This is a genomic window from Clostridium algidicarnis DSM 15099 (genome assembly GCF_002934235.1).
GTDB classification, from domain to species: Bacteria; Bacillota; Clostridia; order Clostridiales; family Clostridiaceae; genus Clostridium_L; species Clostridium_L algidicarnis.
In genome coordinates this window covers 185,812-211,522 of sequence record NZ_PTIS01000003.1, presented here as the reverse complement: position 1 = coordinate 211,522, position 25,711 = coordinate 185,812, and the positions used below count along the sequence as shown (strand labels likewise).

Below are 25,711 nucleotides of genomic sequence, written 5' to 3'. Positions count from 1 at the left end.
TTTAATTTATTGATTATTCTTATTATATCATAGTTGATATTAATAATCAATATCGTATATATTTATTTAATGTTATAAAAATAAATAAAGAACATACTAAAGATTCGTACCTTTAGTATATTCTTTATGTTGATTTTTATTCTAATAATTATTTTTTGTAATTAATTATTATTTCTCTTACAGGTGTTTTTCCATCTTCTGAAAGAATTATTTTATTTTCACCTATCTTAAGTTTTAAATCAAAGTATTGATTAACTTTGTAATACTCCATTCCATCTATACTGGCATAATATTCCTTTACCATAGAACTTTCTTTAAATGCACCTACTACAAACTGTAACTCTTCATCTTTATCTGTACTAGGATCTTTTTTCATAAGAATAAATGTAGCTTTATCATCGCTTTTAGCATTAGAGTACTCCTTGTACGGACTTACCTCAAATAATTCACTACTGTTTACGTATAAAGAAGGATTTTCATAAGACTTTAAACCTTTTATTTCTGGCATATTTCCTTCTGGTAAATAATTTATAAATGAATTACTTTTTTTTACTCCAATAAAGTTATTATCAATAGGTATTGAATAAGAATATAAATATTTTGAAATTTCTTTTTTATATTTTCCTAGATTTTTGGATTTTTTTATCCCTATTGTATCTATATCACTTTTCAAAAGTTCTATAGCACTTAATGGAATATCATCTTTGTAAAAGCAGGCATTGTTAGCCACATCTATAGCCACCCACTTATTTAAGTCTTTACTCCATACTTCTGATATGTATAAAGATGAATCTTTTTTATTAAATTGACCATCCTTAACTTTAAATTCACCAACTCTTGCTTGTACACCAACAGATCTTAAAGCTTGTGTAAAAACTATACTCATATCTTTATCAGAAGCCTTTTTAGCATCTTTTAAAGTATCTATTATTGACTTTGCATCTTCTTTACCACTTATACTACCTTTGTTAAATTCAAACATTTCATTGGTCCACTCCAATATTTGTTCAGCTTTATCCATATCTTTTTCTAACCCATCTACTTTAGAGGATAATTCATATTCACTTGATAAACTTTTCAAATAATCAGATTCAAAGTCTTCATTATAAAACTTTATATTGGTACCTGTGTAAATATTATCCCATTTTTCGACTAATACACCTTTGGATTTACTTACACTATTCTTACAACCAAAAGCAAATGTGCCAAAAGCAGACACAATAATTAGAATTAATATACCTTTTTTTACTACAGATTTCATAAATTAAAACCTCACTTAACTTTTTATTTAAATTCTATTTTATGATAAAATTATATACTAAAAGCTAAAAGTTTCCTATAGTAATTAGATTTTTTTAAATCTTTTACAAAAAGTGTCTCTTCAAAATATTTTTGAAGAGACACTTTTTAACTTTTATATTTAAGTTTAATAGATATATTATTCTATAGTAGGCCCCGCTTTTACTACATCATTTGAAACTTCTTTAAACTTTTTGAAATTACTATTAAACTTTTTAGCAAGTTCTATAGCTTTTTCATTATAACTTTCCTTGTCTTCCCATAAATTAATTGGATTTAATATTTCACTTGGAACACCCTTACATTCCATTGGCATCATCACCTTAAATATTGGGTGTTCTTCCCACTTAGTATCCTTTAATCCACCCTCTATAGCTGCTGTAACCATAGCTCTTGTATATGGTAGTTTCATTCTAGAACCTACTCCATAAGGGCCACCACACCATCCAGTGTTAATAAGATATACATCTACTTCGTTACTATCTATTCTCTCTCCTAAAAGTTTAGCATATACCGCTGGATTCATTAACATAAAAGGTTCCCCAAAACATGCAGAAAATGTAGCTTGTGGTTCTTTAATTCCTCTTTCTGTACCTGCTAGCTTACTTGTATATCCAGACATAAAATGATACATAGCAGCCTCTTTAGATAACTTTGAAATTGGAGGCAATACACCAAAAGCGTCTGCTGTTAAGAATATAATAGTATTAGGGTTTTTACCCTTACCACCTGGTTGTATATTATCAATGTGGCTTAGGTTATAAGCTGCCCTAGTATTTTCTGTAAGGCTATCATCATCGTAATTTGGGATTCTATTTTCATCTAAAACAACATTTTCCAATAAAGCTCCAAATCTTATAGCTTCATATATATCTTTTTCTTTGTCTTTATCTAAGCTAATGGTTTTTGCATAACAACCACCTTCAAAATTGAAGACGCCTTCATCCCACCAACCATGCTCGTCATCTCCTATAAGTTTTCTTTTAGGATCTGTAGATAAAGTAGTCTTACCTGTTCCTGATAGTCCAAAAAATATTGCTACATCCTCATTTTCTCCTACATTAGCAGAACAATGCATTGGGAATACTCCCTTTAAAGGTAACAAGAAATTCATAACAGAAAACATAGATTTTTTGATTTCTCCTGCATATTGAGTTCCACCTATCAAAACTATCTTTTTATCAAAATTCACCAATATAAAAGCTTCTGAGTTTATTCCATCTTTTTTGCCATCAGCTTTAAATCCTGGAGCTGAAATTACTGTAAAATCAGGCTTATCTAAAAATTCTTTATCATAACTATCGTATCTTCTAAATAATTGGCTTGCAAAAAGCGCCTGAGAAGCATATTCACATACTGCCTTTACAGATAGCTTGTACTTTTCTTCCGCTCCTACAAAGCCATCAAAAATGTAAGCATCTTTATCTTCTAAGTAATCTAAAACTTTTTTATAAAGATTGTCGAAAACGTCTTCATTTATAGGAAGATTTGTGTCTCCCCAGTTTATTTTATCTTCAATGCTCTTTTGCCTTACTATAAACCTATCTTTAGGTGAACGACCTGTATATTTGCCAGTTTCAACAACTAATGCTCCACTTTTAGAAAGACATCCTTCTCCATTTTTTAAAGCGTCTTCTATAAGCTTTGCCGCTGGCAAATTCTCATATGAATGTTTTACTTTTAAATTTAAATATTCTAGGCTGCTTGATCCCATCTTTATTCCCCCTATAATATATAATACTCTTTACAATCAAATTATCACACAATAGTTTGTTTTTTGCAATAAATATTTTGTTTTTATATTTTAAAAATTGAGTTAATGAATTTATTCCTTCATTAAGATACCTTTTTCATTCATTAGTATATTCTTTATATTATATAAAATAACTATATAATGAAACTTGCTTGCATTATGCTAAAAAAATCCATAGTGGATTATTCTATGTTATAATTTAATCGCTAAAGAAAACTATACAAAGAGAATAATCACTATGGACTACTTAAACACAGGATTACGTGAAAATAAGCACTTAAAGCTGACTTTAATACAAAACTTCAGAGTAACTATTTGAAGCACAGTGCTTACATAAAATATAGTGTTTTATTTACTATCTTAATTCCCTAACCCATCATATCTTTTTATTGAAGTTTTAAATATTAATTTTGATATAAAATAATATATTAATATAATAATAACTACTATTTTATTGATAGCTACATTATCTTTTAATAATATAGTGTTAGCTGGTAAATATCCTATTAAAGCAATAGGGAAAACTGTAAGCACTATATTTTTTACTATTTCTGAAAAGATATTTATTGGATAGTTTGTTAATTCTAATGTGGTCATTATAGAATCATATGGGGTATATGTATATCTTGTGTAAAATAATATACTAAGCGAAGTCAATGCAATTGAAGCTATGAATAATACTCCTAAAATAGACAACCCCACTATCTTTAATAAGATAATACAAGTAATACTTTTATTAAGTTGTTTTAAACAAAAAAAGAATAAAGTTATATAAACTATGATATTTACAAGTGGTTGTATACTAACTTCTCTCATTCTTAAATGTAGAACAATATCTAATGGTTTTGTCAGCATCATTTCTAATTCTCCATTAAAAATGTATCTTTTTAAGTTCCTATAGTTTCCATATAAGATACTATATATGGACATGTTTAAAGAAGCTATGGCGTATATTAACATTATCTCATATTTACTCCAATTAGCTATATTAGTTATGTTATTATAAAGGATTTCTATATAAGATAAGCTAATTGTCATGTTTATTATAACCATAAAAAGTCCAATCAAGAAATCCTTTCTATAATTAGTTAAATTTTTAAAATTATATTTAACTAAAGCAAATATTATCCTTATATTATATAATACTTTTTTAACCACCATATATTATCACATCTTTCTCACAACTTCTAAAAATTACTCTAATTAGTATAAGAAATATTAAAATCCAAGCTATTTGTAAAAATAAGAAAAATAGATTATTATAACTGCCATTAATTAAAATAGTGGTAGGTCTATAAATAATTCCTGGGAAAGGACTATATTTTAAAATATTGTTTAATTCTTTTGGAAGAAAGTCTAACGGAAACATACTTCCTGAAAAAAAGGTGAAAATCGATTGCTTTACAATGTTAAGTCCCCAGCTATTCTCAAACCAAAAGGTTAATAGCCCCATTAATGTATCAAATAGTATATAAGTAAAAACTCCCATAATAGCTAATAAAGTAAACCAAAATAAGTTCTCTCCTGTTATATTTGTATTTGAAAAAGATAAATAAATAATAAAAACAGGAGCTAATATCAATATATTACTTGCTGCTATACCTATATTTTTGTAAATCACATGGTAAGGGTAGTATGTTGGTCTTACCAAATAATTTACAATATTCCCGCTTCTCATATCTAAACTCATAAAATAAATATTTGGATATGATATTAAACATGATAAAAATACACTTGAGCCTATATAAATTTTATAGCTATTCATAGTCCAATTAGCTATTTCATTATATTTAAAAATACTACTCCAAAGAAAACTTAAAAATATATACCTAAATACAACCATTACTATCAGATCAAATATTATTCCAATATCATGAAATTGAATTTTGGAACCCATCTTTATCCAGATTGCATGTTTTTTTAAAGTATTCATTTTATTATACTTACCCTTCATATATATTTCGAATTATTTGTTCGAAGTTTGTAGTTGATAAATCGAAATTATTAGGTGCCAATTCCTTATCTAATAATTCCATAATTTTAAAAGGTATTGAATTATCTTCTTTATTAACATGTATTAATAAGCTATTATCCTTATATTCTATATTTTTAATGTTCTTTTGGTAATCATCTAATATTCTCCATAACTCATCTATACTCAATAATTTGTTAGGAGATTTTAAGGTTATTATATATTCATTTGCATAGGTTTCATAAAGCGTACTTATTGAATCATCAAAAATTAATTTCCCTTTATTTAAAATCAATATCCGATTACATAAATTCCCCACATCTTTTAAATCGTGAGATGTAAAGATAATAGTATTCTCAATCTCTTTATGAATGGCTAGAATAGTATCAAATATCTTTTCCTTAGTTAAAATGTCGAGTCCAATAGTTGGCTCATCTAATAATAACAATTTTGGCATACATAATAAATTCCCAGCTACTTCACATTTCATTCTCTGTCCAAGACTTAATTGTCTCGCTGGTCTATATAATAAATCATTTAACTCCAGCATTTGACCTAGCCATCTTAATCTTTTTTGAAATTCGCCTCTAGGTATATCGTATATTCTACTGATAATTTCATAAGAATCCGCCACCTGCAGATTATCCCATAGCTGTCCTCTATGTCCAAATATAACACTCATATTTTTTTTGAATTCTTCACCTATAACTTCTTTACCCTCCAAAGTTAATTTAATTTCCCCACTGGTTTCTGACAGTACTCCGCATAATATCTTTGTTAATGTAGATTTCCCTGCTCCGTTAAGTCCTATTAACCCACAGATTTCACCTGATTTTATAGAAAAAGAGACATCATTAAGTGCTTGAATATTTCTTTTCTTTCTTTTAAACAGAGAGTCCCCTTTTTCAATTATCCTATATTCTTTTGATACACTATTTAATGAAATTTCCATTTCACCCTCCTATATAACAGAATTCATCCTTACCTTCAAATGTTCCTGTAAAATATTTTGACGAAACAGGACATCCACCACTACAATTATTATTTTTATATAAATTACAAATTTCACATTCAGCACATACTCCAATACTTCTAACATAATTAAACATTTTACTATTATTCCATACATCTATTATACTTTTTTCCATGATATTCAAACGCTCGTCACAAATTCTGTAATTCTCTAAATCTTCCTCTAGAAAAATACATGGAATAATATTACCATTAGCTTTAATTGTTAAAATAGTTGAACCTGCACGTTTGAGTCAAGTAAAAATTGGCAACTGTTTTATTTAATTTGTTATCCATTATTTTACACCATATATTTATAATTTACCATCCTCATTTTTATTCTTAATTGTAATTAAAACTTCTAAATCCGTTTAATCCAAACAACTTTTGTATTACTTTCCTTCCTAAATTTACCGCAGCTCCACTATAAGGGATAGGTGCGGTATGTATTTTATATTCTTTAGCAAGAGGGTCACTTTGTTCCCCTAAACTATCTCCCGGGTCCAAAAAATTACCAGGTACACGCATTTCATTAGAGTAAAATTTAATGAAATACTTTTTAGCATATTCCTACTTCTAATTATTTATATGTGAAACTATGAAAATCAGTCCCAGCGTAGAAATGTGTTATGATTTAATCGCAAAGCAAAAAGTTTTTCAACCTTTTTACTTAATTATTTCTTTCCTTACCTTTTCAACATCTGGAACATAACTTTTTAATAAAGAAAGTCTACCTTCTATAGAATATGCTCCTAATGTTGCAGGAATAAGAAAACTGTCGCCTTTAAATATATCTTCACTTCCACCCTCATATACTATGCTTACATTTCCTTCTACACAAGTAAATATATAGAATCTTTCTTTATCACTTGTCTCTTCTAGCTTATAATTTACATCATATAATTCTAAAGAAAAATACTTAGATAGACAATAATTTGTTTTATTGTATCCCTTTAATTCTGTTTTTAGACCCCTGCACTTTCCACCTTTTAATGAAAAATCTATTACATCTAGGGCCCTTTTTACATGTATCTCCCTGCCTCTATTATAATCATGGACTCTATAGGTAGTGTCACTATTTTGTTGTATTTCCACTATGACTATACCTTCACCTATAGCATGAACAAGACCACTTTTAACAAAAAATACATCTCCTTTTTTTACTGGCACCTTATTTAAGTAAGGCTCTATATCTCCATGATTTAAAGCTTGCTTAAATTCATCTTTGGTACAATTTTTAGTTCCTACAATAATGTAGGCCTCTTCAAGAGCCTCTAGAACATACCAAGCTTCTGTTTTTCCAAACTCCCCTTCTACCTTTAAAGCATAGTCATCATTTGGATGAACCTGTACTGATAAGTTTTCTTTTGCATTTATAATTTTTAAAAGTAAAGGAAACCTTTCTTTACTTATCTTTGTGCCTACAACCCTTTCTCCCAAAGTACTTATAAGTTCATCAAACTTCATACCTTTAAACTTTCCACTAGAGATTATACCTGTTCCATGCGGATGACAAGCTATATCCCAGCTCTCGCCTATATCTCCTTTAGGTAAATTATTTCGAAAATCTGCTAAATCTCTACCTCCCCATACCTTTTCAAAGTAAATATTATCAAATTTTATTGGATACATAGATATCACTCCTCATTAACCTAATTTTAACATACTAAATATCTTTTATCCGATGGCTACCATCCGTAACACCCCTATCCTCTTCAAGGTGAGGGATGACGGTTGCTACGCCCCTGGATAAGTTCTACATTATCACTCCTTTGGAGTATATTTGAATATACAAGGTAAATGCTAATTTTTTTTAGCTTTCAATTCATGGATTTACTATGATATACTAATATAAGAAAATTATAAAATAAAAAAGGTGATGTACTGATATGCCAACAAAGCCAACTAAAAAGGGTAAAAAAGTTTTTAGCTATACTTTCAAGTTATTAATCATTATTTTTACGACATTATTTTTACTCCTAAGTTTTTCCTTTGCTTTTAAAATAGGTAGCGAAAATACTTTTAATACTTTATCAAACTTTATAAATAATTCTTTATACTCTGTTAAAGGCGGCATTATAGATATAAAATCCTACTATCATGCTTTAAATAATGAAGGAAAAAAAAGTACCAATATAGATGAGATAATTATTACTTTAGGTGGAAAACTTAATTATAATGATGCAATACCTACTACATCTAAAGGTAAATTAAAATATTTAACGAATTTAGATAGTTTAGTAGACCAAGATACAGTTACCTTCTTATCTCTTAACAAAAGTAGTCCCTTAAAAGCTGATGAGCCCTTTATGAACAGTGTTAACTCTTCTTTAGAGGTTCTTAATTTATCAAATATTGAGGAAAATGCTAACTTAGATTATCTAAAGCATTCAAATGCCTTTAACATTTACAATGCCCTACATCTTAATGTAAAAGGTATAAATATAATATTTTTTGAGTATGATGAATCGCTTATGAATAAGGATTCCTTACTAACCTTAAAAGAAGATATCTATGAATTAAAATCTAAAGATACCTTTTTAATCCTAGTTAGTAAAGCTCCAAAAGAGAACATTAAGGAAAGTAATAAAATAAGCCACTCTCTTATAAAATCTGGCGCAGATATAGTAATGTATTTAGATAGTACAAACTACTCTATAGACCAATATAAAAATAAATTTATAATTAAAGGCTTACCTCCTTTAATGTCTAAGGAAGAAGAAATATCTCCCCTCCCCTTGTATCAACTTAGCATTGTTTTTTCTGAGAAAAAGCTTCTTTCTATTGGTATTAAAGTATCGCCTTTTAAATTAAATTATGAGTTGTCACATAACATGTATATCCCTCAATTATGTGACAAAAATCAAGGTAAACCACTCATTGAGCTATTAAATAAAAACAGCAAAAACTTAAGTTTTTCTTTAAGTGATAAATTTAACTTTACAAACACTAATTCTTTAACTAAAAAATAAAAATAGTAGTTTAACTTATCTTTATGTAAATGACTATTAATTAATGATAAGCTAAAAGCTACATATTCTTTCAAGGTGGTGTCTAAAATAAATATAAAATCTTTCTTTAGTATAATTACATCTAAACTAATCTTAAAAATATCTAAAAGCTTTTTGCAAGGTGGTAGTAATTTTCCAGGTAAAGTAGCATTAAAATTAGATAAAGATATATTAAAGGTCATAAGTAAGGGTTATAAAACTATAATCATAACAGGTACCAACGGCAAAACAACTACCACAAGTGCCACTGTAAATATATTCAAACAACAAGGTTATGAAGTTATAACTAATAACACTGGTGCAAATATGTTTCCTGGAATTGTATCTTGCTTTTTAGATAATTATAAGTTTTTCAAAACAAAATCTACAAAAGACAAAGTGGCAATTTTAGAAGTTGATGAGGCTAACGTTAAGTTTATAACAGAATATATTAAGCCTGAAGTAATAAGCATAACTAACCTTTTCAGAGATCAATTAGATAGATATGGTGAAGTTTACATAACCTTAGAAAAGATTCTAGAAGGAATAAAAAAATCTCCTAATTCAACTTTAATATTGAACGGTGATGAATCACTTTTAGGCAATTTATCAGTACCAAATCCTTTAAAATATTATGGATTTAACAACTTTAATTTAGGTGATAAAACTATTGAGTTAAATGCTGATGCAAAATTTTGCACAGTATGTAAATCCCCCTACAAATATAATTTTATAACATATAATCATTTAGGTGACTTTTTTTGCGATAATTGCGGTTATAAAAGGCCTCTTTTAGATTACCATATAGATGATATTATTACTTTAACCTCTAAGGGCTCTTCTTTTATTATAAATAATAACGAGTTCTTCATGCCTCAATCTGGCACTTATAATATATATAATGCTTTGTGCGCTTATTCTATAGCAAAGTTTTTTAATATTGAAGATTCTATAATTTCTACTTCTTTATTAAAACAAGATGCAAGTTTTGGAAGACAAGAATCCATTGATATAGAGGGCAAAGAGGTCAATATAATCTTAGTTAAAAATCCTGCAGGATATAACCAAGCAATCGATACCTTATCACTAGGTAAAGATTCAATGTCTATAGCATTTTTGTTAAATGATAACTATGCAGACGGAAGAGATGTTTCTTGGATTTGGGATGTGAGCTTTGATAAGCTAAATAGCCTTCCTATTTGCGATGTTATAATTGGCGGATATCGTAAATATGATATGGCTGTAAGACTAAAAATTAGCGGTTTAAATCAAGACAACTTTAAATTAAGTGCTAGCGATGATGAAGTATTAAATAATATAATAGGATGTGAGTCTAATAAAGTATATGTACTAACTACCTATACAGCTATGATTAATTTTAGAAAACACCTAAATTCAAAAGGATATCTAAAAAAACTTTGGTAAAATAAAGGAGAGTATAATATGGAACTTAATATATGTCATCTATATCCTGATCTTTTAAATGTTTATGGAGATGTTGGAAACATTGATATATTAAAATATAGAGCATCAAATAGAGATATAACTGTAAATACCTATAACGTGTCTTTAGGAGATGAATTTGATCCTCTAAAATACGATATCGTATTTTTTGGTGGTGGACAGGATTATGAACAATCCATTGTATCTAATGACCTAATTAAATATAAAAAAGATCCTTTATCTAAGTATATAGAAGATGGTAAGGTCCTTTTAGCTATTTGTGGTGGCTACCAACTACTTGGTAAATACTACACCACAGCTTCTGGCACTAAATTAGAAGGTCTGTCTTTATTAGATATTTATAGCGAAGCTTCAGATGTTAGATTTATAGGTAATACTATAATAAAAAATGAAACCTTTAACGAAACCTATGTAGGCTTTGAAAATCACTCTGGAAGAACTTATATAGGTGATTTAAAACCTTTAGGTAAATGTCTAGAAGGCTTTGGTAATAACGGCCAGGATGGCAATGAAGGTTGCATTTATAAAAACACCTTTTGTACTTATTTTCATGGTTCTTTACTTTCTAAAAACCCTGAACTTGCAGATAGACTTCTTTTAACTGCCTTAGAAAATAAGTATAAAGAAGATATAACATTAATTCCTTTAGAGGATGATTTAGAGTTAAAAGCTAAAGAGCATATTATAAAAAACTATTTAAAAAAATAAAAAAAGATTGAGCTTGAATACATTATTCAAGCTCAATCTTTTTATATATCTTTTTATATATTTCAGTATATTTATTTAACTATGTCTATTTACCTTTTATCCAATCTATTTCCTAATATTTATTACTTTATCAAGTGATTCTTAGACTCAGGTGGAGTTTGCTTATAAGGAATACACCTCTCCATCAAAGTCTTAGAAGAACTTATCCAGGGGCGTAGCAGCCGTCATCCCCCACCTTGAAGAGGATAGGGGTGGTACGGATGGTAGACATCGGATAAATTTAGTTAATTGTTAATTCCATCTAAAAGGAATTTCCACACTAACTTGTCACCACTCTTTAACGTATATGCTGAAGCCCCTATGCCTGGCTTAACACCATTAACATAATAACACCACCCACTAGTCTTTTCTGGCTTTCTTTCTTCAAGTCCTGCCATACTAGCAAAGTACCCGGATTTTACAACAGGAGGGGCTATGCCACTATCACTTAAAATCTTTCTAGTAACCGTTTCTACTTTCTGACCCTCAATATTTACATATCCAGAAGCTATCTCTTCTCCAGTAATATCATTAACTATCCTTACATTAGGTTCTTGCTTCTTTTCTGGTTCCTTTGGATTTACATTAGCGTTATTTTTAGTTTCAGTCTTTACTTCATTATTTTTGATTTCACTACTTTGTATATCACTTTTTGATTCTTTGCTAGGCTCTGAAACCTTTGTTTCAGACTGTAACTTTTTATTTTCTACACTGTCCTTCTCATTTACAGTTTCTTTATTTTCTTCTAACTTATCTTTATTTTCTTCTTCTAAAGTGATCTTTTGGTCATCATCCAAAATAGGCTCATCTTTAGCTTCTTCTACTTCAGATATTGTGCTACTATCTAAGCCCTTAGTACTTAATTTTAATTGTTCTTCTTTAGTAAAGGATTTTGAAAAAAGCATCCCACCTACACTAATTAAAATTACAAATGCTAAGACACCTAACTTTTTTTTCATATACTTCGCCTCTACTTTATTTAATTTTTTTAATTCCTGAAATAATGAAGGCAAAAGATACAATAATCATGGAATAAAAATTTATAAGGCTACCTGTTTTAGGTAATACATCAACTGATGATTTATTTGCATTTTTATTGTCTTGTACTACATTATCATTTACAATTTCTTCTGTCTCTTTAATTTCACCACTCTTATCTTCTTCACTTTCTTTTATCTTAAAAGAAGGAAGATTTTTAACATCTTTAGATCCCTTATAATAATCGTATACTCCATTTTTACTAAACTCATCTAAACTTATAAGAGCTCTTAAAGCTTCCTCTGTAGAAATATAATTATTTTTAGACTTATCATCATGATTAAATTGTCCATTATCTCCACTATAAGATAAAAGTGCTGACACTAGGTCACCTTTTTCTTTAGTAAACATCTCTCCTTCAGGATTTATTCCCAGGGAGGTAAGAGCTATTATAGCAAAAGAATTAGTCTCACTAGCAATACCATATTGACCTAAAATATCACCATTTTCATTTTGTAATAAAGCTAAAGTTTTTACAGCCTCATCCACTGAATCCTTTACCTTCTTATTATCTATACCTTCTATTTCTCTTCCTCTATAATAAGGTGATAGCGCGCTGATTACAACTGCTGTCATATCTGGATCTATTTTGTCACCATACCATGTCCATCCTACTAGGTTCTTATCATCTGCTTTATAAGATAGTTTTAAATTTAATAGTGATTCTATTAATTCCTTTTCTCCAATCTTATAGTCATCTTTAAGATCTAAATAATTATAAGCAAGTAGTCCAAAGGCTACCTCATTATTATAAAAATCACTAAGGTTTCTATTATATAGCTCTTCCACTAAGTTATATCCTGCAAAATCATAAGAAGAGTATCCTAAAGCCGTAACCCCCATTATTTTCGACTCTATATCTATGGCATTTAACTCAGTTAAACCGTCTTTTTCTATCTCTTCTACCCAAGTTTTTAAATAACCTTCATCTGACTTAATCCCATATTTATCTAAGGACAAAGCTGCCCAGGAATTAGATGAATTATTTTTGATATAATTTAAAGTTAATTCTAGTTGACCTTTTATATCCTTTGGTTTTTTTACTTCTTCTTTTTTTATTGAGTTATCATCATTAAAATATATAAGAGGTTTGTTTAAATTGTCTATAACAAATTTACCTCTATCTTTTATAACTATTGGAAGTTTATCTTTTTCATATCCACTGATACTATATTGATGTTCTCCCTTTTTTAAAGCTTCTACTACTATTTTTCCTTCTGCATTTGTAATATATTCTTTATCATCTATAGTAACTTTAGCATTTTTTATTGGATGAACTATATCTTTATTTGATACATAATCAAAATTTTTGAATGAAAATATCATTTCAAATGGTTCATTTTCTTTTATTACTTCTTTGTTAAAGTCTATAGTGTTTATATAAGGGGTATCAAAGTTGCCATAATAAACTACTATATTGTCGCCTTTATTTAATTTATAGCTATCTATTGATAAACCAGCAGCCTCTACCTTAGTTCCATTTTTAACATAGTATAACCATCCGTCATACCCGCCAAATTTTCCACTATTAACTCCACTTATGCCCTTTATAAACTTTCCATACTGACTATCTTCTGCCTCAAGGCTTATATTGTTTTTCTTTAAAACCTTCTCTAAAACTTCATAGGCAGTAGTACCAGTTTCTGTTCCTTCTATTATAGTTTTATCAGGGGCTTCAACCCTTATACTTACTTCTTCACCAATTACTTCTGATGCCTTAGTTATATTTAAAGCACCAAATTGAAATATAAGTAGCATAGCTCCTACAAATAAACTAATATATTTATTAAACTTTCTTAACCCTTTTTCCATTTAACTCACTCCATTCTTTTATTTTTTTAAATCTTTATGTTACTTAAATTTTAATTTTTATTTAGTATAAGTATAATATAACCTATCCTTATATCTATTTAATACGTTATAAAATTTATCATATAATATTAATACAAATATAAAATTACCTACAGCATGCATTATGTCGAAGGGAAGCCCTGTTGCATAGGCAGCTAATATAGTCTTCCAGTTAATCGGCCTTACAAAGCCTATAACATGCCATATATTCATTATCCAATCAAAAGCAAATCCATAAATAAAGCAAATTAAGGCAAACATTTCTATGGATGGCTTTTTATTTTTCAAACCTATAAGTCCTGAAACAGCTCCAACTATGCCCCAAGCCATCATTTGCCATGGGGTCCATGGACCTTGGCCTAAAAATATATTTGATATAAAGGCTGCTGTGCTACCTACTAAAAATCCTTCATAACTTCCAAAAACAAGTCCTGATAATGCCACCAAAAAAGTAGTAGGCTGAACACCTGGTATACCTGAAAAAGGCACCCTACTTACAGCTGCTACAGCACTTAAAGTTGCTATTAGAGCTATTTCCTTAGTTCCTTTTTTGCTCTTTTCTAAATATAGAAAGTTTATAACTAAGGTTGCAATTACAAATACCGTTAAGTAAAAAGAAAGTTTATCATAATCCTTTAATGTTAGACTTATAATAGCCATTGAAAATGGCATTAGTATAGATATTATCATTATTAACTTCTTCATAGTGTTCTCCTTAAGTCCTTTTTGTAAAAAGTATTTACGTCTTCTAGATTGAAAATATTTTTATTTATATTATTAAATAGTTTATGTAGGGTAGTAGTGTAATAAAACCCTTCTTTAAATACCTTTTGCATATCACCATCAGAAGTTATTTTCCCATTAAAGAGCATTATAAATCTATTTGCTGAGCTTGCTGCAAAGTCCATATCATGAGTAATTAAAATTATAGTTACTCCAAGTCTATTAATTTCTTTTAATATATCTTGCAGCATTTTCTTATTTTCGTTATCAAGTCCTCTTGTGGGTTCGTCTATTAATAAAACCTTAGGCTCTAAGACTATCATCGTTGCTATTGCCAGCCTTTGCCTTTCTCCGCCACTTATATCTCTTGGGTTTTTATCTTTTAAATGTTCTAAATTAAGTCTTTTAATAACCTTATTTATTTTTTTCTCATCTTTTATGTTGTAATTATCTAAAGTAAATTTAATCTCATTATATACAGAATCTCTAGATATATAATCATTAGGGTTTTGAGATACATACCCAACATTTTTATAAAATCCCCTTTTATCTAGGTCTTTTATATTTTTATTTTGAAACCTTATATTTCCCTTATATTCGATTAAATTCATAATTGCCTTAAGAAAAGTAGATTTACCTGCTCCATTAGGTCCAATTAAAGCACAAAAATCTCCCTTTTTTATATTTAAGTTTATATTATTTAATACTGATTTGTCATCATAATTAACTTTTAAATCCCTAATAGTTATTTCGCCTTCCTCTTTTTCTTTCTTTGAAAAAAGCTTCCCTACTAAAGATTTCGTCTTTTTTTCCTTATGTTCTTTATACCCTTTGTTTTCATTAGGCATTTCTTCTATTTTTATCTTTTTACCTACTTGTTTTTCCATGATGATTCTAGCATTTTTAAATGTTTTTGGACTTTCTTTAATACTCATATATCTCAAAGCATCAATATAGGAAGGCATAAAACTACTATTATCTGTATTCAAAAAGTCTTCTGGAGTGCCAAAAAAGTCTATTTCCCCTTGTTTCATAAATGTTACCTTATCAGAAAACTCCAGCCACCTTTCAATCCTTTGTTCTATGACTATAATTGTTACACCTAGTTCCTCATTTATTTTCTTAATTAAGTTTATGATTTCCTCAGCTGAAGATGGGTCTAACTGCGATGTTGGCTCATCTAATATTATGCATTCATCCCTCATAGCTAAAGCTGAGGCAATAACCACCTTTTGCTTTTCTCCTCCTGATAAAGTTTTTATATCTCTATTATAAAAGTCTAAGAGGCTACAAAATTGAAGTGATTCCCAAAGTCTTTTATGAATATCAGAAGTTTCAAGGCCTATATTTTCAAGCCCAAAGGCTATTTCTCTATGAACCTTATTCATAATTAATTGTTTTTCAGGATCTTGAAATACCATTGATACATTTCTTCGATCTTTATCACCTATTTTATCAATACAATTAATACCTTCAATTTCTAGAAGTCCCTTTAGCGTGCCACCATAAAAGTTTGGTATGCTACCTGATATCACCTTCGCTAAGGTGGATTTACCTGATCCTGACTTTCCAATTACTAAAACAAATTCTCCTTTTTCTATATTTATATTTATATTTTTTAATGAGCTATTAACAGCATTTGGATACTTATAACTCAGATTATTCATTTTAATGTGATCCATTTTAGTTTTCCTTTCTAGTTATTCTGCTTTTTATTATGAAAAAGTTTATAATAGCACTAAATATTATTATGCTACCTATAGTTAATGAGTATACTGATATCATATTTAGTTCTTTAAAATTATTGTAAATATCAAAGTTAACTTTATAATATTTAGATATTATAAAGTAGCTAATAAAACTTATAACTGACATGGATATAACTAAAACATCACTAAAAAAATATTCTTCCTTTTCGTATATTCCTCTATTTCCTCTAAGTGAACCTCTTATGTAACAAGATTCTGCTATATCAAAGGAATTTTCTAAAGAATCTTCAAGGAGTATTGAAAGTATTGGAATGGAACTTTTTATTCTAGCCCTTATGCCTTTTACTTTATAATCAAGTCCTCTTATAGTGTATATGTCTTTAAGAGTATTTAATCTGTTTTCCATATTAGGTATAAGTTTAATTCCTATTAGCATCATAAGTGAAGTCTTTGGTAATTTGTTTGAAAAATAGGAAACTGCTCTATCAGAATCTATCATAAGTTCTAATGAAATAAATATAACAAATACTATAAGTATTTTATAACTCATTATAAGGGCATAAACTATTACTTCTAAATTTATCTGCCTTCCCAAAATGGTTATTAATTTAGTGTTTCCTGCCTGTACAAAAAATGAATTTATAATTAAAGTCACTAATGCTAATGAAAAAAGATAAGGCAAGGATCTTTTGTATTTATAAAACCCCTTATATAAATAAGCTACAGTAAGATTCCATATAAGTATCGATGTTAATATAATAAAATTATTGGTTAACAGGGAAATAAATAGCATAATAAGATTTATAATAATTGTTGTCATAGTATGATATCTTTTCAATAAATCCCACGTCCTTTAAGGTGTTTTGTTTCCTAAATATTTTAAAGCTATCTTTACATAATAGTTAAATTTGCATCTTAACTTAAATATTATATACCTAATTTTTATTTAAAATGCAAAAAGCCGAACTTAAAAGTTCGGCAAAGATTCAAAGTTTCTAAATCTTTACCTTCCCTCCGAAGGTAATTTAAATTTATGCATCTTAAAGAAATAACAATAAAGTATACTAGTATGCTTTACATATTTAATTACTTTTTAGATGTGTTAAAGAAAATATAAGATATCCTGGCTTGCACTTCTTCCTCTTGGTAGCCTTCCCAGAAAATCCAGTGGCTATTACCTTCGTCCATGCTTACAGTAGCGGGGGCTGCTACGGGATTTAACCGTATTCCCTTATATATTCTATATTAAATTTATATTATATTAAGTTTATCATTAAAATCTTTAATAGTAAACATTCTATATTTAAAATAAATAAGATTCGAATTAATTATACCTTTATGTGTTTAATTTTAACAATACATTTTATATCTTAAACAGTAAAGGTGTATTATCTATAAATTTTGGGAAACAATAAGCTTATAAATCTTATGGTGGTGATTATATGAATATTACAAGTATTTCTGTGTCTTATGTATTCTTAGTTATACTTATTATTAACCTATTATGTTTTTTATATTTCAAATTTTTATTTGTATCTTCTTCAAAGGAAAATAAAAAACATGATACTATAGTAGGCAATATGAAAGATCCAGATTCCTGGCGTAAAACTAATAACCGGATGTCCTATACTTCTTTATTTTGGTCTTTAATTTCATTAATACTATTTATATATACAAAATTCTTTTTAAATTCTATGCTTATAAACATATTCATTCCTTTTGCATACATATTTATTATAATCATAAGCTTTTTAGTATTATCTAGAAAAAAATGATTATTGCAATAAATATTTTAGTTTGGTATATAGTTTAAGAGTAGCTCTATAAATAATAAAGTGCTACTCTTATTTCTACTAATATATATAATATATATTTTATTTAAACTACTAATATAACTATCTTAACTAATATCTTTTATTAATTTAGCTTTTCATCTTTTTTAAAAGATATCCAACCTTTTTTATTTAAATATTTAAGATATAAAATAAGTCTATCATATATAGGATCACACTTATCTCCAAACTTTACAAAAAGCATTTTTCCAATATCATGTATATTATTTTTCCCATCTATTAAAAGCCAAACTGCACTTCCCATACTATCAAGTTCAACATCACTTTTATAAGGCTTTTTCACAAGCCATCTTAGTGCCTTTTCTAAAGGTTTATCATGTATAAATATAAGATACACGCTTCCTTTTCTTACCTCATATAAATCATGTTTTATTATTGGAATATAAAGAAGAAAATTATCGGAGTCATCTTTTGCTTCACTTGATGGTAATTTTGACATATATGATCCTCCTAAAATTTTAGGAGAGCTTAGCTCTCCTATTATACTAATTATTATCTATTTTAACAGTATATCTATAGAACAATGTGGCAAATATAAATAACACTACTGCTGACGTCCAGTTACTGCCAGCTATACTTGGCATTATTTTAGGACCTATTGCAAGAGCTGAATCTAATTTTAATGCTGCAAATATTGCTATTATTATTCCAACCAAAGCATCTCCAGCAACTAAACCTGATGCAGTAAGTATTCCTTTTTCATTTTGGATCTTAAATTGATTTTGATCTTTCTTATATTTCTTTTCTACAAGCACTCTTAGAATACCACCTATTAATACACCCGCACTTAGATTTATTGGTAAATATAATCCTAATGCAAAAGGAAGCACTGGTATTCCCATAAGTTCACACATAAATGCAAGAGTCATTCCCGCTATAACAAGTGTCCAAGGTAATTCTCCGCTCATAACACCTTGTACTATCATGGCCATCATATTAGCTTGAGGAGCTGGTACATCTGTTGATCCTAATCCGTAAACATTACTTAACATAAGTATTACAGCTCCAATAACAACAGAGGATACAACTATTGCTATAAACATACTAATTTCAACCTTTTTAGGAGTTCCTCCTATAATAAATGTGGTTTTCAAACTTTGTGCCGATCCACCTGCTACAGCTACAGCTACACAAACTATAGAAGATGCTATTATTGCTGCTAACATCCCTGCATCTCCAATTTTCCCTGTAGCCTTTAATATACCTGTTATAAACAATAAAGATGCAATAGTCATACCTGATATAGGGTTATTTGAAGTACCTATAAGCCCTACTATTCTAGCAGAAACTACTGCAAAGAAGAATGAACATATAATTGCGAGTATGGCACCAAGCCAGCCTGTTCCAACTGTCTTTGGCATAATCCAAGATAAAACAAATACTAATACAGAACCACCTATAACCCATGTGATTGGTAGATCCTCATTTTTTGACATATCTGCATTAGATTTCATACCTGATAAAGCTGTTTTAAAAGATCTTACTATAGTTGGCATAGATTTTATTATACTTATAAGTCCACCAGCAGCTACTGCACCAGCGCCTATATACTTTACGTAGGAAGCTGAAATTTCTTTTGCTGACATTTCAGAAATTAATTTTACGGATGGAAATATTACAGTATTTATTCCATCTCCAAAGTACTTTATTAGTGGTACTAGTGTAAAATTAGCAACTAAAGCTCCTGCAAACATGTACGTAGCTATTTGTATTCCAACAATATAACCAACTCCAAGCAAAGATGCCATAGCATCTATTCCAAATACAGTTCCATGAAATGGCTTTATAATCCATACTGGAGATTCTCCCCACAATTGAAATGCACCGGAAAAGAACTTATATATACCTCCACCTAAAAGACCTGTCATCATGTTTCTAAAACCACTTCCACCTGCACTACTATTCACAAGCACTTCAGCAGTAGCCATGGCTTCTGGATATATAAGGTTTCCATGTTCTTCAACCATTAAATATTTTCTAATTGGTATGACAAATAAAATTCCAAGTAATCCTCCTAATATAGCCACTATAATAATGGTTGTTAGCTTTAATTCATGTCCTAATACTATAACCGCAGGAATAATAAAAATTAATCCTCCTGCAAGTGACTCTCCCATAGATGCCATAGATTGAATAATATTTGTTTCTAGTATATTATTTTTTTTGAATATTCCCTTTAATATTGATGTTGCTATAATAGCTGCCGGAATACCAGCTGCTATAGTCATTCCTACCTTTAGTCCAAGATAAGTATTAGCAGCTCCAAAAATAATAGCAACTATACATCCAAAAACTATAGATATAACAGTTATTTCAGAGAATGCATCTTTTACAGAAATATAAGGTATATAATCTTCTCCTTTAATATCTCCGTAAGCTGTACTAGATAGTCCTTTTTTTTCTTCCATTACATTTACCCCCCTATTTGATTACATCTATTAAAGTATATGAATCTTTCCTTCTGCAAATCCCTATAAGTTAATATTTTCATGTTAAATCTTAAAGTAAGCAAGCATAAATTATAATGATAAAAGTTCTGATACAATTATTGTGAAAGCCTTTAAAATATATTTATAACTTTAATCACCCCTTCGTAGCAATATTTTTAACCAGTATTAACTAGTATTTTATATACTATAATTATACATTCATCAACATACAAAAATCAACAGCAAATTCCAAATTATAAATCCATTTCGAATATTCTGAGTATTGTTTTGAATATTAATATTCATTATTTTCTTCTTTCTTTTTTTATTATATCTATAAACTCTTTTACTATTCTAGCAGTAAATCCCCATATAACATGGTTTTCATACTTGTAAAAGTATTGTGATAACATTCCCTTAGAAAATTTATAATTTTCTCCCCTATTTATTAATTCAAAAGGAAAGCCCTCTGTGCTTTTAGGGCCTATCTCCATTTCATAAAAGGTCGGTTCTTCCTTTAAAAAGAACTCTAGGGGAACCTTAAATATATGGTCTACTTCATAAGAACTTGGAATTATATCCTTATTACCCTTAAGCTCTCCTATGAAAGTATACATAATGCTTCCATAAGGAGTTACAAGATAATCCATTTCCCCTATGTATTCTATGTCTTTTCTTACTAAATTTAGTTCCTCCATAGTTTCTCTTATAGCTGCTTCTTTTGGTGATTCATCTTCTTCAATCTTTCCTCCTGGAAGACACACATCTCCTGGCTGATGTCTTAAGTTTAATGCTCTAACTTCAAATATTATATAAGTCACCTCATTTATTTCTTCTAATAAAATCATTACAGAACTTTCCCTAAAATTCCCCATTACTCCAGCTTTTCTTTTATTAAACACACTTTTTATATGTTCCATAGCCATTGTATCACCTCTATTATAGTTGTTTTATCTTTTTAAAAATGTTATACTAATTGAGATTTTAGACACTTACCTAAAATAATATTATATCATTTTAAATGCTATTGTAATACATGAATGATATTTTACAATAAAAAGTATATGCCTAAAACTAATAAATGTTAATAATATTTTTATATAATTAAATTTTAAAAGGAGAGATTTTATGAAAAAAGTTACCTTGCTAAAAAGTATGGTTTTAGCGCTATCTTTAAGCTTATTTTCGCCTATAATTTCTGTTAAAGCTGATCCCATAACCGTTCCAAAGATTTATGCAAAATCTGCTGTAGTTATTGACATGGATACTATGGAAGTAATACTTGATCTTAATTCAGAAGATAAGATGTATCCTGCAAGTACAACAAAACTCATGACCGCTATATTACTAGCAGAAAATAAGAGTAAAGAAGAAAACTTAACCTATACTAAATCTGCTAAAGACCAACCAGCTTACTCCTTAAATGCTAGTGTAAAACCTATTAACATAGGTACAACTATGACAGCTGGCGACGTAATGAAAGCCCTATTATTATATTCAGCTAATGATTCTGCTTATATAATAGCAGATAACGTAGCAACAGATTCTGATTCTTTTATTAAAATGATGAATGAAAAAGCTGAAGAATTCGGAATGAAAAACACGAATTTTATAACTGCAAATGGCTTACATAATGAAAATCATTATAGTACCGCCTTAGATCTTGCCATATTAGGTAAAAGGTCTTATGACAATCCATGGGTTAGAGAGACTTTATCTATAAAAGAAGATTCCATTCAACTTCCTAGTAATGATAAGTTTTTAATGGAAAATAGAAATAAATACTTAGGGAAAAATGGTAACTTAGGTGGCAAAACTGGTTATACCACTGAGGCAGGTAAATGCTTTGTTTCAATATATGAAAGAGATGGAAGAAAACTTGTATCTGTAGTTTTAAAATCCATATTTGATGGTGAAGATTTAGCTATGTTTAATGACACTGAAAAAATTATAGATGCTAGCTACAGTGCAAAGAAAACTATTCTTATAAATAAAGATGACATTGTAGAAACCTTGCCAATACAATATAAATCCTTTGGATTTTTTGGTCCTTCTAAAACCATAGATGTTCCTTTAATAGTGAAAGAAGATATTGAATACTATGAAAATCCTATAAATAAAAAATATCTTGAAAAAGACATAAATACCGCTGGTTTAAACCCTTGGAAATTGAATAAAAACCTTAGTGCTGGGAAACTAACATTAAAAGAACCTTTATCTTCAAAAAAGTATGTTTTATATCCTAGTGTATCAAAATCAGATTTAATAAAAGCTAATTTACTTATTTATATAGGAACTTTAATTTGTACAATCCTTATAATAACTATTATTTTCTTTTTTAAATCAAAGGTAAAAAGAAATAAAAATAAAAAAAGATACTTCTAATATTAGAAGTATCTTTTTTTATCTTTATCCGATGGCTACCATCCGTAACACCCCTATCCTCTTCAAGGTAGGGGATGACGGCTGCTACGCCCCTGGATAAGTTCTTCTAAGACTCACTTCATATAGACTCTTCAAACCGCTTTTTACTAAACCTATTATCGGCATTTACAAAGAACACTCCTGTAATTATAATCATACTCCCTATTACCTGTACAAAAGTAACACTCTCCTTTAATATAAGTGCCGATGCTGTTAAACTTATTATTGGTTGTAAATTAATATATGTAGTTATAACAGTTGGTCCTAACTTTTTCAAGCAAAAAATATATATTATATATCCTACAACAGAACATGCTATGGAAAGATAAAGTATATTAATAATAGCTAAGGATGATGGCATGGTTGGTTTTGATATTAATAAAGCAGGGCTTAGAAAAATGGTTCCAAATATAGTCTGATAAGTGCTTATAGTTATACTCTTATATTCCCCCTTAAACTTACTAGTTACGATATTATATATAACCCAACTTATAGCTGCGCCAAGAGCCATTAAGTCACCTAAAGTCCCCGAAGAAAATAAATTAACCTTGTCTTTACTTGAAACGACTATTATTATTCCTATCACACTTAAAGTAGCTCCTAATATTTTAAATGTAGTAAGTTTTTCTTTAAATATTATTCGTTGTGATAGTAATGTAAATATTGGTATTGACGATATAAGAATAGATACATTTGAAGCAGACGTAAATGATACAGCATAATTTTCAAAAAAGAAATATAAAGCTACTCCAAAAAATCCCCCAAGCATCATTTTAATCTTATCTTCTTTTAGTACCTTTTCCTCTGGGTACTTTAACTTCATTATAATATATAAAATTATAGATGCTATTAAAAATCTATAAAATGCCACAAGTGTAGGTTCTATTTCTGAAACTACTACCTTAATGCTTAAATAGGATAGTCCCCATATAAACATCAGTAATATGGCTAGTCCGTGATACACTTTTTTATTTTGCATTACAAATCCCCCTTAATTTAAATAACCATATTTAGATTATAAATGAACCTTTACAATAATTCATTAAAATATTTATAAATCTTATCTAATATTTAATATTCTGTTATATAATGTGATATATAGCACATAACTAATTTAACCTTGTTTCAAATTTGAATTAATTATGTGAAACATAACAATTTAAAATTTTGTATTAATAGGGGGAATATTTATATGAATTATATTGATGTTAGAAGCGACACCGTTACTGAACCTACAAAAGCTATGAGGGATGCTATGTATATTGCTAAAGTAGGTGATGACGTTTATGAAGATGATCCTTCTGTAAAGGAGTTGGAGCTTCTTGCTGCTACTATTACTGGGAAGGAAGCTGCTTTATTCGTACCTAGTGGAACCTTTGGAAATCAATTAGCACTGTTTACTCATTGTAAAAGGGGATCTGAGGTAATTCTTTCTGATAGCTCTCATATTGTTGTGCATGAAGTAGGTGCTGCTTCTGTCATTGCAGGAGTTCAACTTAGAACTATAGATTCTATAGATGGAATTATAAGTCCAGCCGACGTATTAAAGCGCATAAGAAAGGGAAATGACATTCATTTTCCTGAAACTTCGCTTATATGTATGGAAAATGCACATTCCAATGGTAGGGTTATTCCTTTAAGCAATATGTCCGAAATTTACAGTATAGCAAAAGAATATAATCTACCGGTTCATCTTGACGGTGCTAGATTATTTAATGCTTCTACCTATCTCAATAAAGACCCAAAAGAAATAACTAAATACTGTGACTCTCTAATGTTTTGTCTCTCAAAAGGTCTCTGTGCTCCTGTAGGTTCAATTTTAGCTGGAGATAAAGACTTTATACGTAAAGCTAGGAAGAATAGAAAGCTTATGGGTGGTGGCCTTAGGCAATCAGGATTTTTAGCTGCAGCTGGCATAGTAGCCTTAAATGATATGGTTCAAAACCTTAAATATGATCATGAAAACGCAAAATTGTTAGCACAAGAATTATCAAAGATACCACAAATAAAAATTAATCTTAAAGATGTGCATATAAATATGGTTTTCTTTGAAATTGATTTAGATGATAATAAAAGTGAAGAAATAGTTGGATTCTTTTATGAAAATGGCATAAAAATAAATCCTCCTGAAGATGGTGAAATGAGATTTGTTACAAACTATTGGGTAGATAAAAATGATATTGAAAAAATAGTATCAACTTTAAAATCATTCATAAATAGACATAGATAAGGAAGGTGCTTAAGTCCCTTCCTTTGCCTCCAAAATCATCTGAAATAGTAGCAACATAATGAGTGTATGTTTCATTAAAAGTATTTTTGCCCTTAAGATAAATTATTCCAAAAATAGAAATAACACAAATTATAATAATTATTAGTGCTACAATTATTTGCTTTTTCTTTATAACAATAAACATTTTATCACCCCTATACTATTTATACTTTTCTTTC

At 28.9% G+C, this 25,711-nt stretch carries 22 protein-coding genes and 1 riboswitch; of the genes, 5 read left to right on the top strand and 17 right to left on the bottom strand.

The window, feature by feature from the left end; translation table 11 throughout:
- Positions 1–148: 148 nt before the first annotated feature.
- The 7 genes from BD821_RS04235 to BD821_RS04205 form a co-directional block, all read right to left on the bottom strand.
- Positions 149–1,261: a transglutaminase domain-containing protein gene (locus tag BD821_RS04235; protein WP_104409462.1), complete on the bottom strand. Its 1,113-nt coding sequence runs from the start codon at positions 1,259–1,261 to the stop codon at positions 149–151.
- A 177-nt stretch (positions 1,262–1,438) separates the two neighbouring features.
- Positions 1,439–3,013, bottom strand: coding sequence for a phosphoenolpyruvate carboxykinase (ATP) (pckA, locus tag BD821_RS04230; protein WP_104409461.1), 1,575 nt, complete (start codon positions 3,011–3,013; stop codon positions 1,439–1,441).
- A 399-nt stretch (positions 3,014–3,412) separates the two neighbouring features.
- Complete coding sequence (locus BD821_RS04225; RefSeq protein WP_104409460.1) at positions 3,413–4,213, bottom strand: ABC transporter permease; 801 nt, start codon at positions 4,211–4,213, stop codon at positions 3,413–3,415.
- Complete coding sequence (locus tag BD821_RS04220; protein WP_169993966.1) at positions 4,203–4,985, bottom strand: ABC-2 family transporter protein; 783 nt, start codon at positions 4,983–4,985, stop codon at positions 4,203–4,205. Before BD821_RS04220 ends, BD821_RS04225 begins: the two co-directional genes overlap by 11 nt.
- A 10-nt stretch (positions 4,986–4,995) precedes the next feature.
- Positions 4,996–5,976: an ATP-binding cassette domain-containing protein gene (locus BD821_RS04215; protein ID WP_104409458.1), complete on the bottom strand. Its 981-nt coding sequence runs from the start codon at positions 5,974–5,976 to the stop codon at positions 4,996–4,998.
- Between the two features lies 1 nt (position 5,977).
- The gene (locus BD821_RS04210) at positions 5,978–6,268 is read right to left on the bottom strand and encodes an SPASM domain-containing protein (protein ID WP_104409457.1); all 291 of its coding nucleotides are present in this window, start codon (positions 6,266–6,268) and stop codon (positions 5,978–5,980) included.
- A gap of 433 nt (positions 6,269–6,701) precedes the next feature.
- Positions 6,702–7,667 (bottom strand): type I phosphomannose isomerase catalytic subunit, encoded by a 966-nt coding sequence (locus tag BD821_RS04205; RefSeq protein WP_104409456.1) that lies wholly within the window; start codon positions 7,665–7,667, stop codon positions 6,702–6,704.
- Between the two features lie 257 nt (positions 7,668–7,924).
- Between BD821_RS04205 and BD821_RS04200 the strand changes: the two genes are divergently transcribed.
- The 3 genes from BD821_RS04200 (at position 7,925) to BD821_RS04190 (ending at position 11,197) form a co-directional block, all read left to right on the top strand.
- Positions 7,925–9,007 (top strand): hypothetical protein, encoded by a 1,083-nt coding sequence (locus tag BD821_RS04200; RefSeq protein ID WP_104409455.1) that lies wholly within the window; start codon positions 7,925–7,927, stop codon positions 9,005–9,007.
- Between the two features lie 78 nt (positions 9,008–9,085).
- Complete coding sequence (locus BD821_RS04195) at positions 9,086–10,450, top strand: Mur ligase family protein (protein ID WP_104409454.1); 1,365 nt, start codon at positions 9,086–9,088, stop codon at positions 10,448–10,450.
- Between the two features lie 18 nt (positions 10,451–10,468).
- Positions 10,469–11,197, top strand: a complete 729-nt coding sequence (locus BD821_RS04190) for a type 1 glutamine amidotransferase (RefSeq protein ID WP_104409453.1) — start codon at positions 10,469–10,471, stop codon at positions 11,195–11,197.
- A 284-nt stretch (positions 11,198–11,481) separates the two neighbouring features.
- Here BD821_RS04190 and BD821_RS04185 read toward each other — a convergent pair whose 3' ends face one another.
- The 8 genes from BD821_RS04185 to BD821_RS04145 all read right to left on the bottom strand — a co-directional run bounded on the left by BD821_RS04185 (position 11,482) and on the right by BD821_RS04145 (position 21,765).
- Positions 11,482–12,195, bottom strand: a complete 714-nt coding sequence (locus BD821_RS04185) for a DUF4430 domain-containing protein (RefSeq protein WP_146076374.1) — start codon at positions 12,193–12,195, stop codon at positions 11,482–11,484.
- A 16-nt stretch (positions 12,196–12,211) separates the two neighbouring features.
- Positions 12,212–14,086, bottom strand: coding sequence for a DUF4430 domain-containing protein (locus BD821_RS04180; RefSeq protein WP_104409451.1), 1,875 nt, complete (start codon positions 14,084–14,086; stop codon positions 12,212–12,214).
- 57 nt (positions 14,087–14,143) lie between these two features.
- Positions 14,144–14,830: an ECF transporter S component gene (locus BD821_RS04175; RefSeq protein ID WP_029452812.1), complete on the bottom strand. Its 687-nt coding sequence runs from the start codon at positions 14,828–14,830 to the stop codon at positions 14,144–14,146.
- Positions 14,827–16,530 carry an ABC transporter ATP-binding protein gene (locus tag BD821_RS04170; protein ID WP_104409450.1) on the bottom strand — a complete coding sequence of 568 codons (1,704 nt, stop codon included), beginning with the start codon at positions 16,528–16,530 and terminating at the stop codon, positions 14,827–14,829. The genes BD821_RS04175 and BD821_RS04170 overlap by 4 nt, the downstream gene beginning before the upstream one ends.
- A gap of 1 nt (position 16,531) precedes the next feature.
- Positions 16,532–17,152 carry an energy-coupling factor transporter transmembrane component T gene (locus BD821_RS04165; protein ID WP_169993964.1) on the bottom strand — a complete coding sequence of 207 codons (621 nt, stop codon included), beginning with the start codon at positions 17,150–17,152 and terminating at the stop codon, positions 16,532–16,534.
- Positions 17,153–17,653: 501 nt separating this feature from the next.
- Positions 17,654–17,830, bottom strand: a riboswitch (cobalamin riboswitch).
- 644 nt (positions 17,831–18,474) lie between these two features.
- Positions 18,475–18,849: a PqqD family protein gene (locus BD821_RS04155; RefSeq protein WP_104409447.1), complete on the bottom strand. Its 375-nt coding sequence runs from the start codon at positions 18,847–18,849 to the stop codon at positions 18,475–18,477.
- A gap of 46 nt (positions 18,850–18,895) precedes the next feature.
- Positions 18,896–20,818, bottom strand: a complete 1,923-nt coding sequence (locus tag BD821_RS04150; protein ID WP_104409446.1) for an OPT family oligopeptide transporter — start codon at positions 20,816–20,818, stop codon at positions 18,896–18,898.
- Positions 20,819–21,144: 326 nt separating this feature from the next.
- Positions 21,145–21,765, bottom strand: coding sequence for an NUDIX hydrolase (locus tag BD821_RS04145; protein ID WP_104409445.1), 621 nt, complete (start codon positions 21,763–21,765; stop codon positions 21,145–21,147).
- 202 nt (positions 21,766–21,967) lie between these two features.
- On the opposite strand from BD821_RS04145, the gene BD821_RS04140 reads away from it, so the two are divergent.
- Complete coding sequence (locus BD821_RS04140) at positions 21,968–23,224, top strand: D-alanyl-D-alanine carboxypeptidase family protein (RefSeq protein WP_104409444.1); 1,257 nt, start codon at positions 21,968–21,970, stop codon at positions 23,222–23,224.
- A gap of 118 nt (positions 23,225–23,342) precedes the next feature.
- Here BD821_RS04140 and BD821_RS04135 read toward each other — a convergent pair whose 3' ends face one another.
- Entirely contained in the window at positions 23,343–24,242 is a 900-nt protein-coding gene (locus BD821_RS04135) for a DMT family transporter (RefSeq protein WP_104409443.1), read from the bottom strand.
- Positions 24,243–24,455: 213 nt separating this feature from the next.
- Between BD821_RS04135 and ltaE the strand changes: the two genes are divergently transcribed.
- Complete coding sequence (gene ltaE / locus BD821_RS04130; RefSeq protein ID WP_104409442.1) at positions 24,456–25,493, top strand: low-specificity L-threonine aldolase; 1,038 nt, start codon at positions 24,456–24,458, stop codon at positions 25,491–25,493.
- On the opposite strand, the gene BD821_RS04125 is transcribed toward ltaE, so the two are convergent.
- The gene (locus BD821_RS04125; protein WP_104409441.1) at positions 25,474–25,677 is read right to left on the bottom strand and encodes a hypothetical protein; all 204 of its coding nucleotides are present in this window, start codon (positions 25,675–25,677) and stop codon (positions 25,474–25,476) included. The genes ltaE and BD821_RS04125 overlap by 20 nt on opposite strands.
- Positions 25,678–25,711: the final 34 nt, after the last annotated feature.